This is a genomic window from Phyllobacterium chamaecytisi (genome assembly GCF_020164455.1).
In the GTDB taxonomy this organism is placed as follows: Bacteria; Pseudomonadota; Alphaproteobacteria; order Rhizobiales; family Rhizobiaceae; genus Phyllobacterium; species Phyllobacterium chamaecytisi.
In genome coordinates, this window is sequence record NZ_JAIQWW010000029.1 from 1 (window position 1) to 23,472 (window position 23,472).

General features: G+C 56.0%; 22 protein-coding genes. 14 read left to right on the forward strand and 8 right to left on the reverse strand.

Features of this window, described 5'->3' with window-relative positions:
- Positions 1–264: 264 nt before the first annotated feature.
- Together LB462_RS28425 and LB462_RS28430 are read left to right on the forward strand one after the other, a co-directional pair.
- Positions 265–1,074 (forward strand): VOC family protein, encoded by an 810-nt coding sequence (locus tag LB462_RS28425; RefSeq protein WP_224515031.1) that lies wholly within the window; start codon positions 265–267, stop codon positions 1,072–1,074.
- A gap of 79 nt (positions 1,075–1,153) precedes the next feature.
- Positions 1,154–1,501 carry a hypothetical protein gene (locus tag LB462_RS28430; protein ID WP_224515033.1) on the forward strand — a complete coding sequence of 116 codons (348 nt, stop codon included), beginning with the start codon at positions 1,154–1,156 and terminating at the stop codon, positions 1,499–1,501.
- Here the strand turns inward: LB462_RS28430 and purB are convergent.
- The 5 genes from purB to LB462_RS28455 all read right to left on the reverse strand — a co-directional run bounded on the left by purB (position 1,498) and on the right by LB462_RS28455 (position 6,468).
- Positions 1,498–2,814, reverse strand: a complete 1,317-nt coding sequence (gene purB / locus LB462_RS28435) for an adenylosuccinate lyase (protein ID WP_224515043.1) — start codon at positions 2,812–2,814, stop codon at positions 1,498–1,500. The genes LB462_RS28430 and purB overlap by 4 nt on opposite strands.
- 94 nt (positions 2,815–2,908) lie before the next feature.
- Complete coding sequence (locus LB462_RS28440) at positions 2,909–3,637, reverse strand: DUF2259 domain-containing protein (RefSeq protein WP_224515045.1); 729 nt, start codon at positions 3,635–3,637, stop codon at positions 2,909–2,911.
- A complete protein-coding gene (gene rpe / locus LB462_RS28445; RefSeq protein WP_224515048.1) occupies positions 3,634–4,311 on the reverse strand; it encodes a ribulose-phosphate 3-epimerase in 678 nt (225 codons plus the stop codon). The genes LB462_RS28440 and rpe overlap by 4 nt, the downstream gene beginning before the upstream one ends.
- Before the next feature lie 70 nt (positions 4,312–4,381).
- Positions 4,382–5,386, reverse strand: a complete 1,005-nt coding sequence (locus LB462_RS28450; protein WP_224515049.1) for a P1 family peptidase — start codon at positions 5,384–5,386, stop codon at positions 4,382–4,384.
- The gene (locus tag LB462_RS28455; RefSeq protein WP_224515051.1) at positions 5,386–6,468 is read right to left on the reverse strand and encodes a branched-chain amino acid ABC transporter substrate-binding protein; all 1,083 of its coding nucleotides are present in this window, start codon (positions 6,466–6,468) and stop codon (positions 5,386–5,388) included. The genes LB462_RS28450 and LB462_RS28455 overlap by 1 nt, the downstream gene beginning before the upstream one ends.
- 225 nt (positions 6,469–6,693) lie before the next feature.
- Here LB462_RS28455 and LB462_RS28460 point away from each other — a divergent pair, with 225 nt between their 5' ends.
- The 8 genes from LB462_RS28460 to LB462_RS28495 all read left to right on the forward strand — a co-directional run bounded on the left by LB462_RS28460 (position 6,694) and on the right by LB462_RS28495 (position 13,426).
- The gene (locus LB462_RS28460; protein WP_112528807.1) at positions 6,694–7,149 is read left to right on the forward strand and encodes a flavin reductase; all 456 of its coding nucleotides are present in this window, start codon (positions 6,694–6,696) and stop codon (positions 7,147–7,149) included.
- Between the two features lie 13 nt (positions 7,150–7,162).
- Positions 7,163–8,074: an AAA family ATPase gene (locus LB462_RS28465; RefSeq protein ID WP_224515053.1), complete on the forward strand. Its 912-nt coding sequence runs from the start codon at positions 7,163–7,165 to the stop codon at positions 8,072–8,074.
- Position 8,075: 1 nt separating this feature from the next.
- Complete coding sequence (locus LB462_RS28470) at positions 8,076–9,308, forward strand: vWA domain-containing protein (RefSeq protein WP_224515055.1); 1,233 nt, start codon at positions 8,076–8,078, stop codon at positions 9,306–9,308.
- Positions 9,309–9,329: 21 nt separating this feature from the next.
- The gene (locus LB462_RS28475) at positions 9,330–9,662 is read left to right on the forward strand and encodes an XdhC family protein (RefSeq protein WP_224515057.1); all 333 of its coding nucleotides are present in this window, start codon (positions 9,330–9,332) and stop codon (positions 9,660–9,662) included.
- 2 nt (positions 9,663–9,664) lie between these two features.
- Positions 9,665–10,378 (forward strand): XdhC family protein, encoded by a 714-nt coding sequence (locus LB462_RS28480; protein WP_224515060.1) that lies wholly within the window; start codon positions 9,665–9,667, stop codon positions 10,376–10,378.
- Entirely contained in the window at positions 10,375–11,994 is a 1,620-nt protein-coding gene (locus LB462_RS28485) for an NTP transferase domain-containing protein (RefSeq protein ID WP_224515062.1), read from the forward strand. The genes LB462_RS28480 and LB462_RS28485 overlap by 4 nt, the downstream gene beginning before the upstream one ends.
- Before the next feature lie 9 nt (positions 11,995–12,003).
- A complete protein-coding gene (locus tag LB462_RS28490) occupies positions 12,004–12,879 on the forward strand; it encodes an alpha/beta hydrolase (RefSeq protein ID WP_255628052.1) in 876 nt (291 codons plus the stop codon).
- A 124-nt stretch (positions 12,880–13,003) separates the two neighbouring features.
- Positions 13,004–13,426, forward strand: a complete 423-nt coding sequence (locus LB462_RS28495; protein WP_224515065.1) for a hypothetical protein — start codon at positions 13,004–13,006, stop codon at positions 13,424–13,426.
- A gap of 47 nt (positions 13,427–13,473) precedes the next feature.
- Here LB462_RS28495 and LB462_RS28500 read toward each other — a convergent pair whose 3' ends face one another.
- Both LB462_RS28500 and LB462_RS28505 read right to left on the reverse strand, forming a co-directional pair.
- Positions 13,474–14,385, reverse strand: coding sequence for a diacylglycerol/lipid kinase family protein (locus LB462_RS28500; RefSeq protein WP_224515068.1), 912 nt, complete (start codon positions 14,383–14,385; stop codon positions 13,474–13,476).
- 71 nt (positions 14,386–14,456) lie between these two features.
- Positions 14,457–15,755, reverse strand: coding sequence for a glucoamylase family protein (locus LB462_RS28505; RefSeq protein ID WP_224515070.1), 1,299 nt, complete (start codon positions 15,753–15,755; stop codon positions 14,457–14,459).
- Between the two features lie 154 nt (positions 15,756–15,909).
- Here LB462_RS28505 and LB462_RS28510 point away from each other — a divergent pair, with 154 nt between their 5' ends.
- From LB462_RS28510 to LB462_RS28525, 4 genes are all read left to right on the forward strand, one after another.
- Complete coding sequence (locus LB462_RS28510) at positions 15,910–16,605, forward strand: fumarylacetoacetate hydrolase family protein (protein WP_224515072.1); 696 nt, start codon at positions 15,910–15,912, stop codon at positions 16,603–16,605.
- Positions 16,606–16,908: 303 nt separating this feature from the next.
- Entirely contained in the window at positions 16,909–17,388 is a 480-nt protein-coding gene (locus LB462_RS28515) for a hypothetical protein (protein ID WP_224515074.1), read from the forward strand.
- A 187-nt stretch (positions 17,389–17,575) separates the two neighbouring features.
- Positions 17,576–20,197, forward strand: coding sequence for a bifunctional lysylphosphatidylglycerol flippase/synthetase MprF (mprF, locus tag LB462_RS28520; protein ID WP_224515075.1), 2,622 nt, complete (start codon positions 17,576–17,578; stop codon positions 20,195–20,197).
- Positions 20,194–21,576, forward strand: a complete 1,383-nt coding sequence (locus LB462_RS28525) for a virulence factor family protein (protein WP_224515077.1) — start codon at positions 20,194–20,196, stop codon at positions 21,574–21,576. Before mprF ends, LB462_RS28525 begins: the two co-directional genes overlap by 4 nt.
- 42 nt (positions 21,577–21,618) lie before the next feature.
- Here LB462_RS28525 and LB462_RS28530 read toward each other — a convergent pair whose 3' ends face one another.
- Positions 21,619–23,418 carry a GGDEF domain-containing protein gene (locus tag LB462_RS28530; protein ID WP_224515079.1) on the reverse strand — a complete coding sequence of 600 codons (1,800 nt, stop codon included), beginning with the start codon at positions 23,416–23,418 and terminating at the stop codon, positions 21,619–21,621.
- Between the last annotated feature and the right edge of the window lie 54 nt (positions 23,419–23,472).

A 23,472-nucleotide genomic window follows, 5' to 3' on the forward strand; every position in this document is an offset into this window, starting at 1 on the left:
AACCACGCACCGGCGTTTTGCGTGGTTCGACAAGCTCACCATGAGGGACGTTGTGCTGTAAACAATGGCCATCACTTGGTTCAGTATTTGTGAACAAGCTGTTCGCTCATACCGGGCTTGTTTCGGGCCTCGATAAATCCGACTTTAGCAACAACGAAACCGATATGTTGCGAGGGGATGGGTATGAAGCTCACGCGCCGGAATGTAGTTGTTGGCGCTGCCGCCCTTGCTGTATCGACGGGAAGTACCCGTGCGGAGACAAAAATGGACAAGATTTCCTTTGCAGCGACAGCTCCGACCCACGTGTCGAAGGTTGGCATCAAGGCCAAGGATGCCGATGCGCTGGCGAAATATTATGAGGACGTTGTCGGCCTGCGCGAGATTTCGCGCAAGGGCCAGTCGGTCATTCTAGGTGCGGGCGAAACGCCTCTGCTCGAGATCGAGCAGGCCTCTGCTGTTCGCGCGGATGATCCGCACAGCGCCGGCCTCTACCACACGGCTTTTCTCTTGCCGGCGCGTGCCGATCTCGCCCGCTGGGCCCGGCGGGCAATTGACAAGCGCACGCCGATCGTCGGCGCCTCCGACCATCTGGTCAGCGAGGCGATCTATCTGACCGATCCGGAAGGCAATGGCGTTGAAATTTATGCCGACCGTCCGCATGAAAACTGGAAGTGGAGCGGCTCATCCGTGCAGATGGGTACCGAGGCGCTGGATGTCGGCAATCTGCTCGGCGAACCCGGCAACGAAGTGCCTTTCGACATGGCACCGGATGGGACGATGGTCGGCCATCTGCATCTGCGCGTCGGCAACGCCAAGGAGGCCGAAAGCTGGTGGCAGAATGAGCTCGGGTTGCAGACGGTTGCCGGGTTTGGCGGAAGCGCGGTGTTTATGTCGACCGGCGGTTACCATCACCACGTCGCCGCCAATTCCTGGCAGAGCCGTGGGGCAGGGCGCCGCGACAATGACCGCTCCGGATTGGCCTGGGCCGAGTTCAGCTCCGCCGATGCCAAGGACGAACGCGAGATCGTTGACCCCTGGGGCAATGTGATCAGGATTGTGCCGGCAAAGGGTTAGTTGAGGCTTACGCACTCTGGGTTGGTGTGCCACTGTGCGTGGTTCGACAAGCTCACCATGAGGGAGGTTGGTGGCTGTAATGATAATCGCCAAAGTTGCAGAAATCGGCTCCCTGCAATCAACTCACTCCCTCATGGTGAGCTTGTCGAACCACGCACCAAACCCCCTCCGTACCCGCCGTTACGGCGTTTCAACCAATCACAACGTCAGCACGCAAAATCCCGGAAAAATTAATCAAACACTCGTTCAATTAATTTCCCGAACCATCCCGTTCTTACTGGCGGTTTTTCGCTGTTTCACCCGATGCAACCGCTATTTGGGCGGGCGAATTGCGCAACTTTGTCCGATTCACACTCAGGAATGTTCAATTCCTATGCAAGAATCCTCGAATCCGGAATGCTTTTATCAACCTGGGGCCTTAATTTAGTTGCTGCCGGTTGAGCCAAACACGCGCTTGAAGATCGTATCGACGTGTTTGGTGTGATAGCCAAGGTCGAACTTCTCCCGGATCGTCGCTTCGGGCAGGGCAGCGCGAACATCGGCGTCGGCGAGCAGCTCTTCGAGAAAATCGGCCCCGTGCTCCCACACTTTCATGGCGTTGCGCTGCACCAGACGATAGGAATCCTCGCGGGAAACGCCGGCCTGCGTCAGCGCAAGAAGGACCCGCTGCGAGTGGATCAATCCGCGGAACTTGTTCATGTTTTTCAACATGTTATCCGGATAGACCAACAACTTTTCGATGACACCGACCATACGCGCCAATGCGAAATCCAGGGTGATCGTCGCGTCCGGGCCAATCATGCGCTCGACCGAAGAGTGCGAAATATCGCGTTCGTGCCACAGCGCAACGTTTTCCATCGCCGGCAGCGCAAAAGCGCGAACCATGCGGGCGAGCCCGGTCATGTTCTCGGTCAGCACCGGATTGCGCTTGTGCGGCATGGCCGATGACCCCTTCTGGCCGGGCGAAAAATACTCTTCCGCCTCCAGAACCTCGGTGCGCTGGAGGTGCCGGATCTCCACTGAGAGGCGCTCCACCGACGATGCGATGACACCAAGGGTTGCAAAGTACATGGCATGGCGATCACGCGGGATCACCTGCGTCGAAACCGGTTCTGCCTGCATTCCCAATGCCTTGGCGACATGTTCTTCCACGCGCGGGTCGATATTGGCGAAGGTGCCGACGGCGCCGGAGATGGCACAGGTTGCAATCTCCGCGCGTGCCGTAACGAGGCGACTACGGCAGCGTTCGAACTCGGCATAGGCCTGCGCCAGCTTGACGCCGAAGGTGGTCGGCTCGGCGTGGATGCCATGGCTGCGGCCGATGGTGACAGTGTCCTTGTGCTCGAAGGCCCGCTTTTTCAGCGCCGCCAAAAGCCTGTCCAGATCGGCTAAAAGGATATCGCTGGCGCGCATCAACTGCACATTGAAACAGGTGTCGAGCACGTCCGACGAGGTCATGCCCTGGTGAACGAAACGCGCGTCCGGGCCAACGATTTCGGCTAAATGTGTAAGGAAAGCAATGACATCGTGCTTGGTCTCGCGCTCGATCTCGTCGATGCGATCGATGTCGAAAGTGGCTGCGCCGCCCTTTTCCCAGATGATTTTCGCCGCTTCCTTCGGGATAACGCCAAGCTCCGCCAGCGCGTCGCAGGCATGCGCCTCGATTTCGAACCAGATGCGGAATTTCGTTTCCGGGGACCAGATGGCGACCATTTCGGGACGCGAATAGCGCGGGATCATATGTTTTCCTGTTCTTTTAGGCTTTAAACGCGGTCTATCAGAGCTAGGCCGATCACTCAACGCGCCATTTGGCGACTTTTTGCAATGGATGTGCCTATCGTTGCCTGGTGACTGCCAGCCAGCGATAATCCGGGCCTTCGAATCCCGTTCCGCGCACCGCAATCATCACCGCGATTACGGGTTTTCCGCCGTCCGGATATAGGGTCTGGACCGCGCCGATACTATAGCCAAGCGGACAGCCGCGACTGGCCGGAACGGAGGCGTCTTCGTGGAGCATTTCGGGCTTGGCGTCAGGTTTGTCTTCAAGCAGCGTCAGGCGGAAGCCTTTGATTTCACTAGAGGTTTGACAGGTTTCACTCGGCGGGACGGCGATCTCTTCAAGCTGTATCGTCAGCGCGGGATCAATCGCGGGAAATACGAATCGCGGGTTGATTTTGACCTTGAACGGATCAGCCGAAAGCTCCGTGACAGGGTTCGACGCTACCGCATTGCCGGCATTGGCGCGCAATTCTTCATCGCTGAGGGATGTGACGCCTTGTGCATCGCGGCCCACCTTGTCGCGGGCGTTTTCCAGTGACGAATTTTCGTCGTCGAGCCTGACCCGAACCGGCGTCTTGGCCAGAAACTTGTCGGTTGCCGTGTCGATATAGAACCGGTTGGCGTAGGGGAAACCAGAGCCGTCCTGGACGCCATATTCCTCGAAGGCAAATGTGCCGCCGTCCTTGGAAAACCCAATGATATCAAGCTTTGCGGCGTCTCCAGCCCATGCCGCGACTGGCGAAGACGCAACGACAAGGCTAAGAAAAGCGCGGCGGAATATCATTGTGATCCTTCGCGGACGGCACTGCGGATGAGGTCGATGTTGGATCTATAGGCGGCTTCGCTTCCACCTTTGTAAATAGCGGACCCGGCGACCAGCGCATTGGCGCCTGCCCGTACTGCCAGCGCAGCCGTCTCATGGGTGATGCCGCCATCGACCTCGAGATCGATAGGTCGGTTGCCGATCATCGCCTTGATTTTCTTGATCTTTTCAAGCGTTTCCGCAATGAATTTCTGCCCCCCAAAACCAGGATTGACGGTCATGACGAGGATGAGGTCGACGTCGTTCAGCACGTATTCGATGGCGGATTCCGGCGTTGCGGGATTGATGGCAACGCCTGCCTTCTTGCCGAGCGCCCGAATTGCCTGGAGCGAGCGGTGCAGATGCGGTCCGGCTTCGGCATGGACTGTGATGATGTCAGAGCCTGCCTTGGCGAAAGCCTCGAGATAGGGGTCGCAGGGCGATATCATCAGGTGCGTGTCGAAAACCGCGTCTGTCAGCGGTCGGATGGCCTTTACCACTTCCGGACCAAAGGTGATGTTCGGGACGAAATGCCCGTCCATCACATCGATATGGATCCAGTCGGCGCCCGCCTGCAAAACCGAGTCGACTTCCGCGCCAAGTTTCGAAAAATCCGAGGCCAAAATGGAAGGTGATATGACGAGCGGACGGCTCATGATCTGTCTCCGGTAGAAATGCTGTGGGCGCCGGTTATCACGCGCGGCTGTATCGCACAATCGAAACTGTTCAGCGAAGTGATCGCCAGACCGGAAAGGGATCGTTATCCGCAGGCGTAGCGGCATGAACGCCTCGTGCTATGGCGCGCGCCATTGTTGAGGCCGCCGCGGCACAAAGGTCAATGAATTCAGCAATTTCTGGCGTTCTGCCGCTGGTTCCGGTGGCGAGGGCGAACACCAGATCGCCGTCAAAAGGCGTGTGTGCCGGCCAGATCGCACGAGAGTAACCATCATGGGCGGCAATGGCCAAGCGCTTGGCTTGAGCCGTGGTGAGGATCAGATCGGTAGCGATGACCCCTATCGTCGTGTTGGCATCCCGCGCCGCGTCGCTGAACTTGGTCCCGATTTCGGCGGCATCGGCAGGAAAGGGATGCGGCAGGCCAAGACCGCCGAACTCGTTACCGATTTCGAAGGGCGCAGCCCAGAAATGCCTGCTTTTTCCGACGGTTGCCATACCAAGCGCGTTGACCGCGACGAGGGCGCCGATGGTCACCCCACTGTCGAGGATCGACGAGGCTGAGCCCAGCCCGCCCTTCAGCCCTTTGACAGTTGCTCCTGTCCCGGCGCCCACGGTCCCAAGTGTGAAATCGTTGGATGCCGACTGCGTTGCTTCATAGCCAAGCTCGCGATAGGGCGGGTAACGACCCCAATCCTTGTGGCCGCCATTCAGCAAATCGAAGAGAACGGCGCCCGGGACGATTGGAACACGCTGCGTGCCGACTTCAAAACCAATGCCCTCTTCTCGGAGGGCGGCCTGAACGCCCGACCCGGCATCCAAACCGAATGCAGATCCGCCCGACAAAACCAGCGCGTTGACCTGCTCAACCGTGTTGTGCGGCTCGAGAAGGTCGGTTTCGCGCGTACCCGGCGCACCGCCCAAGACCTTGACCGCCGCGGTTGCCGGGTTCTCGCATAACAAGACTGTACAGCCGGATTTGAGCTTGCTGTCGGAAGCGTTCCCGACTTTTAACCCAGCGACGTCAGTGATGAGGTTGCGTGGACCGGCCGTCAACATCAGTTGGTCTCCAGCACGAATTGGTTTCCATCGAATTTCTGCAGGCGGTAAGTATCGGCGATACGCTCGCCTTTGGCATCGAATTGTATGGTGCCAAGCGCGGTTTCAAAGACATTGGTGCGCAGAATCTCCTGCAGGGATCCTGCCTGTGATTGCGCGGTGGTTAACGCCTGCATTGCCACTTCGGTCGCAGCATAAGCTAGTATCGTATAGCCCTCCGGCACTTTTCCTGCCAACTCGATGGTATTCTTGGCATTTCGGGCACTCTCCAGAGTTTGTGGTTCGCGTGGTGCGATCATCAATGTGCCGATGGCGAGCGCACTGCCATCGCCTGCCGCCTCAAGAGCCTCGCCGCTGGCGATGACAAGCGAATAGTTTAGCGCCGCGGCGCTTCGTCCTATGGCCGCAACATCGTCGCGTTCACCGCCAACGAAAACCTGTGTGGCGCCTGCGCGTTTCAGCCGGCTCACCAGTGCATTCTGATTGTCGAGGCCGGGGCGATACGTATCGGCAAAGACCGGTTTCAGGCCTTTTTCCTCCAGGCGGGCCCGCACACCTGCCGCAAGTTCACGTCCGAAGATCGTGCCGTCATCGATGATGGCAAATGGTTCCGAATGCCACAGCCCGGCAAGGATATCACCGGTTTCGTTGGCCTCATTGCGGCCGGATGGCGCGGTCCTGAAGACCGGATAAGGTTGATCGGCGCGCAGCTCGGTCAGTGTTTGCGCCCGTATTGCCGGAGTGATGACTGGAATGCCCTTTTGATTGAGGATAGGCAGAGCGGCTTCGAGCGATTCAGTGCAAAGAAAACCCATGACTATCGCAACATTTGCCTGGACCAGCTGTTTTGCTGCCGCGTCGCCGCCTGCCGCGTTGCATTGGTCATCAGCCGTCGTAATTGACACCGCCTGGCCGCCCTTGTTCGCAGCCACCGCAATCGTCGCACCATCGACAACTTGCGTTCCAAGGCGCGCAAAGGGACCGGAAAGCGGCGCGATAACACCAATCTTGTCTTCCGCATGTGCGACACTTGCGACAGCTATGCAAAGGCCAAATGTTGCGGCGCGTATTGTGGGGTTCATTGCGAAAATGTCGTTTCCTCTTTGATGGGTAGTAGTTGCACGTTTTCGGTAGCTGTTTCCTTCATTCTTAGCAATCTCGCGCTATATAAAAGGAAGTTATCGGAAAATATCGCCTGCCCCTATGGTTGAGACACATGTTGCGATAGTGATGGTTCGGACAACGGAAATAGAATAGTGCTAATTGCCAAAGATCAGAAAATAGAGCCGCTCGCATTTCGCAATGCCATGAGTCATTTTGCCGAGGCGGTTCATATCCTTACCACCGATGGTCCGGCAGGCCGCCGCGGCGTTACGATTTCGGCAGTATGCTCGGTTTCTGACAATCCAGCGACTATGCTCGTGTGTCTCAATCGCAATCATGACTTCAACCACCTGTTCATCGAAAATCAGGTTTTCGCACTGAATACGCTCTCGTTCCAACAGCAGGCGCTTTCCGAAGCCTTTTCAGGCAAGGGCGATCTGTCCCAGCCGGACAGGTTTGCGCTCGGGCATTGGCAGACACTGCAAACCGGTGCCCCTGTTCTCACCAACGCCTTGGCGAGCTTCGATTGCCGCATCATAGCAACGCACGAAGTCGCGACGCATTATGTGATCTATGGCAAGGTCACCGCCCTCAATATGGGCGATCCTGGCCGTTCATTGATCTATCTCAATCGCTCCTATCACAGTTCGGGAGACTAGCACCGGAGACGCCATGGCTGAACTGCCGCAATCGATCGAAGACACGCTGGCTCTGCTCGAAGCTGGCGGATATGTCGCGGACCGCGCGTTGGCGACGGTGCTGTTCCTAAGCTTGCGAATGAAGAGACCCTTGTTTCTGGAAGGCGAGGCTGGCGTCGGAAAGACAGAGATCGCCAAAGTACTCGCGGCAACGCTGGACCGACCGCTGATCCGCCTGCAATGCTATGAAGGGCTCGACGTTTCTTCTGCTGTCTATGAGTGGAACTATGCGGCGCAGATGATCGAGATTCGTCTCGATGAAGCGAGTGGCAAGGTTGATAAGAAAGCCATAGAACGCAATGTTTTTTCAGAGAAATTCCTGATCCGGCGGCCTGTTCTGCAAGCGCTGTCGGGTAAACCGGGTAAAGCGCCGATCTTTTTGATCGACGAGCTTGACCGGACCGATGAAGCTTTTGAAGCCTTCCTGCTCGAAGTGCTGTCGGACTATCAGGTCACGATTCCGGAACTTGGAACAATCCGTGCTGCCGAACCACCAATCGTCATCATAACGACCAATCGGACTCGCGAGATCCATGACGCACTGAAACGCCGGTGTCTCTATCATTGGGTAGACTATCCCTCCGCTGCACGGGAGCTTGAGATCGTCCGCCGCAAAGTCCCTGCGGCGAATGAGCGCCTGTCGGATGAAATCGTCCGGTACGTGCAGAAATTGCGTGATATGGATTTGTTCAAGCTACCGGGTGTCGCCGAAACGATCGACTGGGCGGGGGCCTTGACCGAAATGGACAAGTTGGCACTGGATCCGGAAACCGTATCCGACACAATCGGCGTTTTGCTCAAGTATCAGGATGATATAGCCAGGATTTCCGGCGGCGAGGGGCGGCGAATACTCGATGAGGTCAAGGCGGAACTGAACGCGGCGTAACATGGAAACATTCGCCTCATCACCCGAAATAGCACGGACTGAAAGCCGCCTTGCGGATAATATCGTCTATTTTGCCCGCACCTTGCGAAAGGCCGGGTTGCGGGTTGGCCCGGCTTCCGTCAGGGATGCGATCGAGGCGGTTTTGGCCGGTGGTATCGGCTCTCGGGATGATTTTTATTGGACATTGCACAGTGTGCTCGTCAACCGCCGCGAGGATCATGCGACATTCGATGAGGCGTTCCGGCTTTACTGGCGCTCCCGCGAGCTGATCGAGAAAATGCTGGCCATGTTCTCGCCCGTTGCCTTGGCGCGCGAACGATCGAAGCCAAGGGCTGCCGAAGCTCGCGTGGCCGAAGCGCTGTTCAAAGAAAGCTCGCGCAACCAGCCTGGGGAAATCCCGCCCGAGATCGATGTGGACGCGCGTTTGACATTTTCCGGCAAGGAAGTGCTGCGGACCAAGGACTTTGCCCAGATGTCGGCCGATGAGCTCAGCCAGGCGCGCCGGGCGATGGATGAGCTGACGCTACCCGTCGATGAAGTCGAGACGAGGCGTTTCCGCAGTGATCCCAAGGGCGCGCGTATCGATCCCAGAGCGATGATGCGTGCGAGCCTGCGGACCGGTGGTGATCTCATTTTACCGAAATTTCGCTCGCGTCGCGAAGTGCATCCGCCATTGGTCGTGCTTGCCGATATTTCGGGTTCTATGAGCCAATACACCCGCATTTTCCTGCATTTCATGCATGCGATGATGGCGAAGCGTCGCCGGGTCCATTGCTTCGTCTTTGGCACGCGGCTGAGCAACATCACGCGGTCCCTGCGCTATCGTGACCCGGATGATGCGATTGCCCATTGCACGGGTGCTGTACAGGATTGGTCAGGCGGTACACGCATTGGCGAAACCCTGCGGGAATTCAATCGTCATTGGTCGAGACGCGTTCTCAGCCAAGGTGCAGTAGTGCTGCTGATTACCGACGGACTGGAGCGCGAGAATACGAGCGGCCTCGAAGCCGAGATGGAGCGGCTATCGAAATCTTGCCGCCGGCTGATCTGGCTCAATCCCTTACTCCGATTTGAAGGTTTTGAGCCACGCGCCCGTGGTGTAAAAGCTATGTTACCGTACGTTGACGACTTTCGTGCCGTCCACAATATGGATGCTTTGGAGGATCTGTGCCGGGCACTCAGCCGACCGCGCGGCAACGACGATGATCCGAAGCGCTGGTTGCACCGATATTGAAGTTTGTGGTACTGTCATACAATGCAAAACCCTAGTGAACAAATACGAGATCCGCTGCTGATCGCCGAAAGCTGGATGGCCGAAGGCCGCGACGTGGCGATTGCTACTGTCGTCGAAACCTGGGGATCGGCACCACGCCCCGTCGGCAGCCATCTTGTGATCGACGAGGCGGGCAATTTCGAGGGTTCGGTTTCTGGCGGGTGCGTTGAGGGTTCGGTCATTGCCGAAGCCATGGATGTGATCAGCCAGGGCACCCCGCGCATGCTCGAGTTCGGTGTCGCCGACGAAACTGCCTGGCAGGTCGGTCTGTCCTGCGGCGGACGTATCAAAGTCTATGTCGAACGGCTGGGTTGAGCATGGATCCCTATTGTCTGAAGAAACTCAATGCAGAACGGCAAGCCCGCCGTGCGGCATTGTTGCTGACCGATCTTGGCGACGGGCGTGACCGCGTGATCAAGGAGGGCGATCCGGTTGCCGGTCTGCTCGGCGATGCAGTTAAGCAGGCGTTCCTGTCTGGAAGATCTAGCGTCGCTGAGATTGAGGGCCGGGCGTTCTTTCTGAACGTCCACGTGCCGCCACCACGTCTGGTGGTGATTGGCGCTGTGCACATCAGCCAGGCCTTGGCGCCGATGGCAAAGATTGCTGGATACGATATGGAAATCGTCGATCCGCGTACGGCGTTTGCCACGCCGGAGCGCTTCCCGGATATCAAACTCTTTGCAGAATGGCCGCAGGATATACTCGAGCAGCGACCACTTGATCCCTATACGGCGGTTGCTGTCGTCACGCATGACCCGAAAATCGATGATCAGGCGCTGGAGCGGGCTCTAAAAGCTGGATGCTTTTACGTCGGCGCGCTGGGCAGCCGCAAGACGCATGCAAAGCGTGTCGAGCGGCTCAAGGTGCTGGGGTTCAGCGAGGATGAAATCGCTTTGATTCATTCGCCTATCGGCCTTGATATCGGTGCTGCCAGTCCCGCTGAGATCGCCGTTGCAGTTATGGCCGAGGTGATCAAGGCATTTCGCGCGAGAGGACTCCAAACCGCGCGGCATCTGGAAAAGACAGCATGATCTTTGGTGAAATTCCTCTCAAGGACGCGCTTGGCGCGATTCTTGCGCACTCGACCCATACAGCGAACCTGAAGCTGAAAAAGGGACATGTCCTCAACGAACATGACCTTCGGCAATTGCGCGAAGCAGGCGTGACCCACGTCATTGCAGCGCGCTTGCAAGACGCTGATCTCGAAGAGAACGAAGCGGCCAAACAAATAACTGCAGCATTGAGATGGTCGGGCGTGCGGGCGGGGCCAGCATCGACCGGCCGGGTCAATTGCTATGCCGAAACGGCGGGGCTTTTTACGGTGGACGCTGACTTGATCAATGCCATCAACGCGGTCGATCCTTCCGTGACGATCGCCACGTTGAAAGCGTTCGACAGGGTCGAGCCGCAGCAGATGGTTGCGACCATCAAGATCATTCCTTTTGCAGTTCCTGTGTCTGTAGTTGACAGAATCACGGAGTTGGCACGTGGTCGCACGACCTTTGCCGTGCGAGGCTTTGCAGGCTCGCGAATTGGCTTGATCCAGACGACGCTGCCTTCAATCAAGCCGACAGTGCTCGACAAGACGCGCCGTGTCATCGAAGCACGGATTGCAGCCAACCATGGAGTTGTGACATCCGAACTGCGCCCACCCCATGCGAGCAAACCGCTGGCGGAAGCGATACGCAAATTGCAGAAAGCAAATGACTTCGTCGTCGTCTTTGGCGCTTCCGCTGTGGTCGATCAGGACGATATCGTTCCCGCGGCAATCAGGGCGGCAGGCGGAGCTGTTAGTCATATCGGCATGCCGGTCGATCCGGGAAATCTGCTGATCCTCGGCGAACTTGATGAAAAACCCTTGATCGGCGCTCCCGGTTGCGCGAGGAGCCCCAAGGAAAACGGCTTTGATTGGGTGCTCGACCGGCTGATGGCGAATGTGCCTGTGACCAAGGCAGACATCGTCGGAATGGGCGTCGGGGGCTTGTTGATGGAAATTCCAACGCGGCCGCAGCCGCGCGATCCACGCCCGTCGGCAGCTCGGCCCGATGTTGCAATCGCGTTGCTCGCTGCCGGTCAGTCGACCCGCATGATGGGGCCGAACAAATTGCTGGCCACTTTCGATGATGTACCGCTGATACGCCGCTCCGCACAGACTGCGATCCAGGCGGGTGGGCGTCCTGTCGTCGCCGTACTCGGACATATGGCAGAGCAATGCAGCGCGGCGCTGGATGGGCTCAACGTGGTGATCGCCCTCAACAAGGACTACGCCAGCGGGCTGGCCTCATCGCTGCAAACCGCGATCAGGAACGTGCCATCGTCGTCCGATGGCGTCATGATGCTCCTGGCCGACATGCCTGCTCTGTCCGCGACTGATCTGCAGGCTATGATCAGGCGTTTTCAAAGCGCCGGCGGTCAATCCGTCGTGAGGGCGACTTTCGAGGGCAAACGCGGCAATCCGGTGATCCTGCCGCGCATCTTGTTCAACGAAGTGTTCAGTCTGGCGGGTGACGTTGGTGCACGTCATTTGATCGAGCGTGGAGATATTCCTGTCATCGATGTGGAGCTTGGCGAGGCGGCTGCCCTTGACGTCGATACGCCGGATATGCTGCATCGCGCGGGTGGTACTATTACCGAGCCCATCCGATAGGAAATTCGCTTGATCAGGTCCCTTATTCTCGGCGCACTGGCTTTGGTTTGCCTTTCGAGCCCCGCGGCGGCATTGCAGCTCGAACCCTACAAAGATGATCTCTTCGCCTATCCGGGTATTCTGAAGACCGGCGACGGTGGTGACTATGTCGTGGTCGATTATAACGAAATGCGGGACATAAACGGTCGCGATCAGGTGCCGGAACGACGCGTCAAACAGAACTACATCTCACTTCAGCCGAAACGTTCGCAAAAGGACCTTGTCGTTACTACAGACAAGGGACCGCTAAAGCTCATGGCGGTGGGGAAACTTTCAGGCGCGTCTGTCATTACCATTTATCTGCACGGCCAGGGTGGCAATCGCCAGCAAGGCATGAACGACTTCACATTCGGCGGCAACTTCAATCGGCTGAAAAACCTGATGGATCGCAATGGAGGACTCTATATCACACCAGAATTTAGTGACTTCGGAGACAAGGGCGAAAGCGAAGTTGCGGGTGTGATAGATTATTTCAAGGCGCAATCGCCACAAGCAAAACTCTTCGTCGCTTGTGGATCGATGGGCGGCTCATTATGCTGGAAGCTGGCGCAGGATGCCGAAACTTCCAGGAACATCTCAGGCCTGATCATTCTCGGATCGCGATGGGATGAGCACTTCATCGGATCTGCTCCGTTCAAACGTCGCGTGCCGGTCTTCTTCGGCCATGGCAGTCGTGATCCGGTTTTTGCTGTCGAAAAGCAGCAGGCGTTCTACCAGAAGATACGGACATCGGCACCGGGGTATCCCGCGCGGTTTCATCGATTTGAGAGCGGCAATCACGGCACGCCAATCCGTATGACAGACTGGCGCGGCGTACTCAACTGGATGCTGTCAGCCTCCCGCTGACGTACTGGGATGGACTTGTGGCAATAAAGTCCCATTGTGGCAGTTGTGCCACTAGACAAATGACAAAAACCGAATAGTTTCCGGCCTATATCCAATCCTGCGATAAGACTTTGCGGAGAGAACCATGCGCCTGCCTACCGATATTTTAAGCCGGATTGCCCCTTTGGCAGTCCTTATTCCACTGGCAGCATGTTCTACGACCGGGGCACCCAGCATGATGCCGACCATGCCGACTTTTGCGCCCGTGCGTCCACCGGTGAACGCTGCTCTCGCTCAACCGTGCATTGCTGCAGCATCTTCCAAATATTTCATGGGCGAAAGCAACATCAAGGCCGTCGACGCCGAACCAATGGGTGGCGGCGTAAACCAGGTGCGTTTGAAGGTCGATATTCGCGATGCAATGTGCACCGTTACCGACAAGGGTAAAGTGCGCTCTGTCGTCGACACAATGCCAAAGAGCGCCGATCAGCTCGCTGCCGAAGAGGCCGCGGCGAGGAAGGCGGCTGGCGAGCCGGCGCCAGTCAAGAAATCCAAGAAAAGTAGCTGACATCGTATCCAGCTAGACTGAACGGCGCGGTCAAAACCGCGCCGTTTTCATATGGAAAGTGTGTCTTGAGGGACAAGAACCTGAAGTTCTCCCGCATGAATGACAATTTTGACGTTTCGCGCGAGCGGGATCAACTCACCGTCGATAGTTGCTTTTGCGCTGCGCCGCAGGTGCGGAAAGTGCAACTCAACTTCCTTCGCAAGAATTTCATCGACGTCCGGATTGCGGCGCCACGACCCGGTCAGAACGCTGAACGCCAACTTTACTATAGTGCCAGGGGTTAGGCCTCCGGCAACGTAGACGCCCAATTCGCCGTGGTCGACGTTGTCAGGTACCGGTAAAACGCCGCTACCATAAGGATTATTCGAAATCGAGATAGCGGAAACGGTTCGTTCTGTCGGGGTGCCGTCGATGACCATGCGCACGGCGAAGCGCGGCGGGTTGCCCATGGCTTTGGCGAATGCGCGGATGCTTGCAAGACGCTTACCCCAGCGGGAGCGATACTCCAAGGTGTTGCGAAGCTTGATCATCTGCGGCTGGAAACCAATCGAAAACTGATGAACAAAGCTTTCCTCATTGGCAGTGGAAATGTCGACCGCCTGAATGGTGCCGCTGGCGAGGCTTTCCAAGGCTGCATTGAGGTCCAGCGGAATTTTCAAGGCCCGTGCAAAGAGGTTCATGGTTCCAGCGGGAAGTACAGCGAGCGGCACCTTGGCTTTCCAGGCAACATCAGCGGCGGCCGAAATCGTGCCGTCGCCGCCTCCTGCCATCAGAACGTGCTCGCCCGCTTCGGCCGCAACTTTTTGCAACGCCCTCACAATGCTTTTGCCAGCTACAATCTCGCTCTCAAACGTATGGCCATGCTTTTCAAAAATTTCCTTGGCTGTTTCAGCGAACAACTTGATATCCATGGTGCGAAACGTACCGCCATCGCGGTTGAAAACAGCATGGATTTTCATGTTTGATCCTTGATTGGGAGGACGCGGAGTTCGATCAGAAGATGATCAATTGCCCTGAGAGAAGCAATGCCTCAACCGTTGTTTGGTTCCCGTGGTCCGCCCAGATGAGGGCTTGCAAAGCCAAGGTTTTGGAGAGAATTCTGGATTTCCGGAGCGCTCATGAAGAGCTTCCACAGTAGGCCGCTTCTGTGGTTTTCGATCATGGCGATGGTAGGGCCCTGGTCTATCGCGAGGTAGGTTCTGGCAAACCATTTTCTGGAAGGCGAAAACGCATCGACGAAGCCAAACCTGCCGTTCACCTTGCCATGGGGGAGTGTCAGGAAATGGCGCAAGGCGCGCATCGAGAATTCTGGTACGTAGGGCAGGCTGCTGAGAGCGGCAGTGGGCGCAATCAAACCGAAATCTGAACCGGGCGAACTTACCCTGTAGCCTCTCGGACCGTGACTGGAAGATAGGCCCCAGCAATCTTGACCATAGCCGATATAGCCATGTGGATTGTGAACGCTGTGCAGGTAGTTGATTTCCGCGTGGCTGCAATTTTGCAACCAGTAATCGGCGTATTGGTCTGTAAGCCCACGCGGATCCAGGCCGCAGAAAGAATAGTGCGCAAAGAACATGGGGCCGCCAAAGTCCGGGCCGAGTGGCAACCTGACGCCATAATAGTGTCGCCCATTGACGAAGGCGCCATCTGACGCAAAACCTTCATGATAAATCTCTGGATCGATGCCATGGTCAGGGGAGGCGGCAGCCAGAATGTAAGTGATCAACGCTTCGTTCCAGCCCCGGATCGGCACATTGCGGGCCCAACCAAATTTTGGACTGTGGTGCCAGTAGAGAACCTTTTCCCCCGGTTTGATGTGGGAATCCCACTGGACCGATCGCCACAGCCGATTGATCCTGTCACGCATGGCGGTGTCTTTGGGGCCGTTGGAGGCAAAATATTGTCGGACACAAATCAGTCCTTGAACGAGAAGCGACGTTTCAACCAGGTCACCACCATCATCCAAGCGGGTAAAGGGTACGGTCGTGCCATCCACACCATTGATGAAGTGCGGAAAGACGCCTCGATAGCGTTTCGTGCGTTCGAGCACCGACAGCATCTTTTCAATACGGACCTGTGCCTCATCGCGTGTAATCCAGCCGCGCTCAACGGCAACGAGGATAGCCATGAAACCGAAGCCGGATCCGCCAATAGCGACGAGGTCATTAGTTGGATCGGACGTCCGGCTGGAGCGGTCGCGCGCGAGACCGCTTTGCGGATGAGCGCCTTCCCAGAAATAGCGGAAACTCGCCCGCTGGACTTGTTCCAGCAGGAAATCATCGCTGTCGTCCGCATGTAACGGATTTCGCAAATCAAGTCTCTGATGCATGGGAAAGGTCGGAATCCTTGTTGAGGGCTTTATGCCGCTGCCTATGACAGGTTGCATTGGCGATTTGTCTGATCTCTATAACACCTAGTATGTGTCATGCTGTCTGAGAAGACTGAGATGAAGGTCAGCCAATTAATTCGAGGTGAGAATAAGAATGCATCAGAATGAATTTGTTTTCGAGCCACTTCCGCAACCGTCCTTGCCGGTTATCGGCTCTGATAAGCTGTTTCCGGTTCATAGGATTTATTGCGTCGGGCGGAATTATGCCGATCACGCCATCGAGATGGGACATGATCCTGACCGCGAGCCGCCGTTTTTCTTCCAAAAAAATCCGGATTGCCTTCTCACTGGTGGCAGCGATTTCCCCTATCCGTCCGCGACAAAGGATGTCCATTTCGAAATGGAAATGGTTGTTGCGCTCGGAAGGGGTGGCTCCGACATTGCCACTGAAAATGCGCTCGATCATGTATTTGGCTATGCAGTTGGTCTCGACATGACTCGCCGCGATCTGCAAGGGGAAGCCAAGAAACTTGGCCGTCCTTGGGAAGTTGGAAAGGCATTCGAAGCGTCTGCGCCCTGTTCGGCTGTCGTGCCTGCCACACACATCGGTCATCCGGCCAAGGGTGCTGTCTGGTTGAAAGTCAACGGAGCTGAACGACAGCGTGGCGACCTGGATCAAATGATTTGGAAAGTGCCGGAGACGATCGGCTATCTCTCGACACTGTTTACGCTGCAGGCCGGTGATCTCATCTATACGGGCACTCCAGCTGGCGTGGGCGCTATCTTACCTGGCGACGAAATGATCGGAGGTGTGGACGGAATTGGCGAAATTCGCGTACGTGTTGTCTGACGCCGATGTTTTGTCAACGAAATGTAACAGTTGCTTCTGCCAATCAGCAAAAACAGGCAAAATAAATTTTCCCGTATTATTTTCGGAAAAGGCCGTAAATATTCCAACAAATAATTCGGTTATGGCTGAGAAATGGATGTTTCCGCGGGGATTCCCTGCTGTTGATTTCAACTGCAGTGGTAGTGTGTCGGCTAAGTATAAAAAGCTCAAAATTCTGTGAAAGACCTGCGTATTGTCTTTGCTGAAAAATGCTCTATTGAGGAACTTCCTTAGTCATAATTCTGTCACTTAAAGTCACGCTTCATGAACCACCGCATTCTTTTTGGCTCCTATCCAATCCCGCGTTTCGCGGGGATTGTCAGCCATAATTTTGTTGTCTGGACCGATGACACCGGCAGGCCACTCTACGAAATCAATGGCGGTGCCGCCCATGCGGATGGCAGTTTCAACTATTGCGCCATTCGCGGCCCCCTGACTGCCGTTGTCACTGATTATGCTAAACGCGACCTCGTATATTGTCCTGAATTCTATGTGCGGCCTGCGTCGCGCACGACGCTGCTTCTGGAAGGTAGCGTTTCCTCGATTGCCGCGCGTTGGCGTACAGCAGTGGATGTTGCCGAGCGAATCCGGCTGTCCAAGCTGCGTTATTCTTTTCTCATTCAAAACAGCAATTCTGTTGCGACAGCCATTGCTGAAGGCATGGGACTAAAACCGCCATCGGCCGCCCTGGGTCGTGTCAAAGCACCGGGAAGCCATCGCCACCTGGTCTTGGATGCAGCTTAAGTCGAATCGACCCTATCACCAGTATTCAAATAACAGGTCCAACGTGTTTAACCGGCGTTGATGCGGGTGTTGTTTAATTTGCCTTTTCTCGGCTCAATCCCGCCATTATTGCAGGGCTAATGACGCCGTCACAATTTCATGGTGAAATCAAAATTACTTTAATCCGTTTCTGGCTCCGGAACCCCTTATGACGTCCATTCCTGGCAACGAAAAGCAAACACGCAGGATCGAAGCTCGCGCGCAGTCAAGACTGCCGTGGGGCAAGAAGACAAAATCCGCATTGTTTGCGTTTTTCGGAATAGCAGTTGCCGTGATCGGCCTGCTGGTTCTGGATCATCTTTCTAGCGGCATTTCGATCCGTGATGTCAAGCAGTCCCTCCATGCCATACCAGGCAGTGTCCTGCTGACTGCGCTATTCTTTACTTTTGTGAGTTTCGCTGCCGTTGCGCTCTATGATGTGGTTGCTGTCGAAACCATCGCACCGGGGCGAGTGCCCTATCACATATCAGCCATGGCGGGCGGTGCGGGATATGCAATCTCAAACGCTCTCGGGTTTTCCCTGCTTACCGGCGGCGCGCTTCGCTATCGGGTCTATGCCGCCGAAGGGATCGATATCGCCGATATCGGCCGGATTATCGGTACTTCCTGGATGGCGATCTGGTTTGCTTTCACCATCCTGATTGCTGTCGCCCTCGTCATCGATCCCTCACGGATACCCTGGATATTATCGTTCGGACCGGTTCTCGATCAACTTATCGGTATGTTGGTTCTCCTTGCCGTGGCGGTCCTGTTGTACTGGCTTTCTCGCCGCGAGCGCACGCTTAACATCGGCCGCCTATCGGTTCGCTTACCCTCGTCGCAGGGTGCCCTGCTGCAGATTTTGGCCGGTCTGGTGGATGTGGCCGCGGCCGCCGCGACACTCTATGTCCTGCTTCCGGCAGGCTCTGTGAACAGTATTCCAGCGTTTGCTCTTGTCTACGTGGTCGCTGTCGCTCTTGGTATCATCAGCCATGCACCCGGCGGCATCGGTGCATTTGAAGCGACCATTGTTGCGGGCCTTGGATTGGGGCAAAATCCCGACGCTATAGCGGCGCTTGTCGCATATCGCGTCATCTACACGCTCATTCCGTTTCTGGCGGCGATAGCAGGTTTCGTCGTTTCTGAAGTCTTGCGCCGCCGCCATCTCATCGCCGGCCCAACCATTTCCGCTGTGCGAATGTTCGAGCCGCTCATCCCGCCGCTCTCGGCTGGCATCGCCTTTCTTGGCGGTATCGTTCTGCTTATTTCCGCGGTCATTCCCGATCTTCACCACCGGCTGGAAATGCTTGCCGACATATTGCCCTTACCATTTCTGGAAATGTCCCATCTTGGCGCGAGCTTCGTCGGGTTGGCGTTGCTGATCGTCGCGCGGGGCCTCGCACGGCGTCTCTGGCGCGCCTGGTTCCTCGCGCTGATCCTCTTCAGCCTTGGGGCGATCTTCGCATTGAGCAAGGCCTTTGCCTGGGAAGAAGCGCTCATGCTTGCTTTGATGGCAGGCACGCTTCTGCTATTTCGCGATTCATTTTATCGCAAACCGCTGGGCGAGCATTTCAGCTTGTCCTGGGGCTGGCTGGCCAGCGTCGGCACAACAGCGTTTGCCATTCTCTGGCTCGGTCTTTTCGCCTATCGGCATGTCGAATATGCGAATGAACTGTGGTGGGAGTTTGCATGGGATGCACAGGCATCGCGTTTCCTTCGTGTTTCTGTACTCATCCTGACTGTTCTCGCGGCGATAACGATCAATACAATCATCAATGGTGTTGGCCGGAGCAAACTGCGCGCCCAGCCCATTCCGGAACAGGTGCCCGATCTCGTTGCTATGTCCCCGAGCGCTTCGGATGCGCTTGCTTTGCTTGGTGACAAGCGCTTCCTGATGGATCCCAAAGGCAAAGGTTTTGTCATGTATGCCCGTTCGGGCGGAAGTCTGGTTTCAATGGGGGAACCAGTGGGCAGCGATGAAGTGATTGCCGATCTGGCCTGGGCTTTTCGAGGACTGGCAGATCGCACCGGTACTAGAACGGTATTCTACGGGGTAGGTCCGGAAAGACTGCCTCTGTTCCTGGATATGGGCTTGACTGCCCTGAAGCTCGGCGAAGTTGCACGCGTTGATCTCAGCGATTTCTCGCTTGAGGGCTCCAAGCGCCAGCCCCTGCGCTACGCCGCCCGGCGCTTGGAAAAGGAAGGGATCAGCTTTGAAATCCTTCCAAAGGACCAAACCGCGGATAGCATGGATGAACTTCGCGCCGTGTCCGATGCCTGGCTCGAAATGAAATCTGGTTCCGAGAAGCGTTTCTCGCTCGGTTCGTTCGAAAATGCCTACCTTTCACACTTCGACATCGCAGTCCTGCGCAAGGAAGGCGCGATCGTGGCCTTTGCCAATGTGTGGCGCGGTGCAGGTAATCAGGAAATTGCCGTCGATCTGATGCGGCATGTGCCTGATGCATCCAGCGTCATTATGGATGGGTTGTTCGCCAATCTCCTGATGGCTGCCAAGGGGGAAGGCTACCGCTGGTTCAATCTTGGCGCTGCGCCCCTGTCAGGCCTTTCCGATAGCCATCTGGCCTCCCGGTGGAACCGTATCGGTTCATTTATCTACCGCCGCGGCGCTGAATTTTATCGGTTTGACGGACTGCGCGCTTTCAAGGATAAGTTCGGCCCGAAATGGACTCCCTATTATCTGATTTGCCCCCCGGGCCTCGCGACACCTCGTTCGCTGATCGATGCGACAAACCTGGTTAGCGGCAGCCCCTTCGAGGTCTTTAAACGATGAAATTTATTCGCAGGCCCTACCTCTTCGCCATACTTGCACTTGTCCTCGTTAGCGTGGGTCTTTCTACAGCGCTTCATTTTTTCCCTTGGTTTGGTTTCGGGTCTTCGGGCGGCCGAATTCTCATTTCGTCCGAGCGCCTTAACGACGTCCCGCTGTTGAAACCAGCTGGCAAGCCGACAGGTATTGCCATCCTTGTGTCGCAGAAGGGTGGTCTCGGCGCTGACGATGAAACCTTGACGAAACTGCTGCTGGATCGCGATTTTCTCGTGCTGACTGTTGACCTGGAGAAATGGCGCAAGGAACTCGATCAGGACACGGGCGATTGCACCTATTTTGTTTCCGATCTTGAAGGCATAGCAAAGGAAGCTCAGCGCCAGATTGCCGTCGATACCTATATGCATCCGGTGGTTATCGGTATCGGCGAGGGTGGTGTCATGGCTTATGCGTCGATGTCCGACGCTCCAGCCGCGACGCTTGCCGGTGCGGTTTCAGTCGATCCATCAGTGGCGCTCAAAACGAAGCTTCCCTCATGCGAGGGTGCGGACTACGAAGCCGTTCCGGGCGAGGGGTTCAGCTACTCCTATGACGCCGACCTACCCAATCCGACGACGATTGTGCGGGAGAAGCCCGACACTGATCCCAAGGGTCCTCCGAGTGCCGGATTTTTTCTAGCGCAGGAAAAAATTGGTGCCACCAAAGCTGAGCGGTTTGTAATAGCGGCTGATGCAGCAGTCGATATTGCCAAGGAAGATGCTTCAGCGGAGGCCTTGCCCACCATCGACGTTCCTGCCGCTGATGGCCAGGCTAAATACCTCGCGGTATTCTTCTCCGGCGATGGCGGCTGGCGCGATATCGACAAATCAGTTGGCGACATCATTGCGAAAAAGGGTGTGCACGTTGTCGGCGTAGATTCGCTGCGTTATTTCTGGTCGCTGCGCAAACCGGAAGACATCGCCAAGGACATTACGAGGATTGTCGCCAAGGCTGACCCCTCCGGCAAATTGCCGGTGGTTTTGCTCGGCTATTCTTTCGGTGCTAATACGATCCCATTCTCGTGGCCCTTTCTGCCGAAACAGCTGCAAGACCGCATCAGTCTCGTCGGCTTGATCGGCACGGAAGAGACCACGCCGTTTCAGGTTTCTGTTGGTGCGTGGCTTGGCTTGGGCGGCGATAATGAAGTAGCACCGGCAGTTGCAAAGCTGCCGCTGGACAAGGTCCTATGCGTTTATGGTTCGGAAGAGGATGATACGGCGTGCACGGCTCCATCGCTTGCGGCAGTTCAGAAGATCGAGCTTGCCGGGGACCATCACTATGATGAGAAATATGAGATGCTTGCTGGCAAGCTGATGGAAGCTGTTGCATCGCGGCAGCCAAAGTAACAATCATGTCGCGGCCTGGGCTTCTGTCCGTGGGCCGCGACGCTACATTTCGCTCAATCCGCTAAAAACCAGACCTGTCACGCTTTCCTTTGCCGAAGCCTTGATGGTGGCGATTGATGCGCTAACGCGGTTTACGTCGACCTGCATATGGCCTTGCGCAATTTCCAATACGGCGACGCTGCAGCGCATCAGCGGGAATAGACGTTCGCCGCCCGTCCTGTCATGGGCGAGGATAACACCAGCTGCGCGGTCTTCCGGGCTGTAAAGTTCGCGGACTTTGACGCTGAAATCTAGCAACAGTTGTGTCAATACTGGTTCCAGCTCGCCGCGTGTTCCTCCTGTTATGCCGACGAAAAAGTCATCTCCACCGACATGGCCGAGGAATTTATCTTCTCCGACGAAATGGTGTCTGAGCAAAGAGGCGAAAAGAGCAATGGCGAGATCACCCTTCTGAAAACCATAGTGATCGTTGAAGGGCTTGAAATTGTCGAAGTCGAAATAACAGAAGTACCGCGTGTCGGAGCCGTCGCGCATGACATCCTGGACATAGTCGCGAATGGATCTGTTACCCGGAAGGCTGGTTAGCGGATTCTGGTCCTGGGCCGTCTTGAGTAGCTTTTCATTGATAATTTTCAAAAGCGACGAAGCTGAAAGCACGCCCGCATAGCGAAGATTTTCCGTCAGGATCACGCAATCGCTGCCATTCATGCCAGCGAAGATTTTCAGCATTTGCTCGGCAGGCGTATTAATATCTGCAATGGGCGCCTCGGTAACGAAGTGCGCGATCCCGCGCTGATAGATACGGTTCTTCAATAGGTCACGACCGAACGGGTGATAAATTCTCTCTTTGACATGATGCTCGTGCAGTACGCCGCGTGGCTCGTCATTGGCCCCGAGGATGGGAAAGAAGCTTTGTTGCGGGTTGTTGCGGAAAAGCTCGAAGACCTTGTCGAGATCATCATTTTCTCGCACGGCAGGCAGGCGCTGTACCTGCGCTCTGATCAGGATGCTGTCCAGCGTTGTGGTCTGCCTGCGTAAGGATCCCGCCTGTTCGAGATGAGGATACGAATCCTGCAATTCGCCAAAATGCGTGGTAGGGCGCGCGATGAAATATCCTTGCACGAGATCGCAGCCAAGTTCCCGGCAGATTACGAATTCTGCTTCAGTTTCAACCCCTTCAGCGATGATCCGGGCGCCGAGCATATGCGCGGTCTGAACGATCTGTTTGACGATGTGCCGTTTGCGTGGTGTGGCATCCAGCTTCGATACGAAATGACGGTCGATTTTGACATAATCCGTTGCATAGTCGCAGAGCAGCTTAAGGCCGTTGAAGCCAACTCCAAAATCATCGATGGCCAGCTTGAAACCGGAATGGCGTAGCTTTTTGATGAGTTCAGAAAACGCCGGATCCTGTGCGTTGTCGAAGCGTTCTGACAGTTCGAAGCAGATTGAGGAAGGGCGTATCCCTGCTTTGGTTAAATGATTGGTGAGTCGTTCCACGATATCGCTGCCGAGGCCAACGAGCCTTGCATCCATGTTGATAAAGAGCATTCGCTGGCTATAGCCGGGCAGTCCGCCGAACTCGGCAAAGGCGCGACTGTTTACCATTTGCTCAAGCTCTAGCAATTGATTGACGTCGTGAGCTTTGTCCAGAAGTTCCAAAGGCGATTGGAAGCCCAGGCGGTCATAGCCACGCATCAACGATTCATAACCAAATGTCGCACCGCTTGCGGCTTCAACAACGGGCTGAAAGGCGGTTTCGATAGCTAGTTTTGCGAGTGTAACGAGCTGATCATCGCCAAAACGACGCAAAACCAACATTTCGGCTGGACGAAAACTCATGGGAAACTCCGGGGAGGGGGTAATCATTTAGATGTATATTTTTCCCTGACCCTT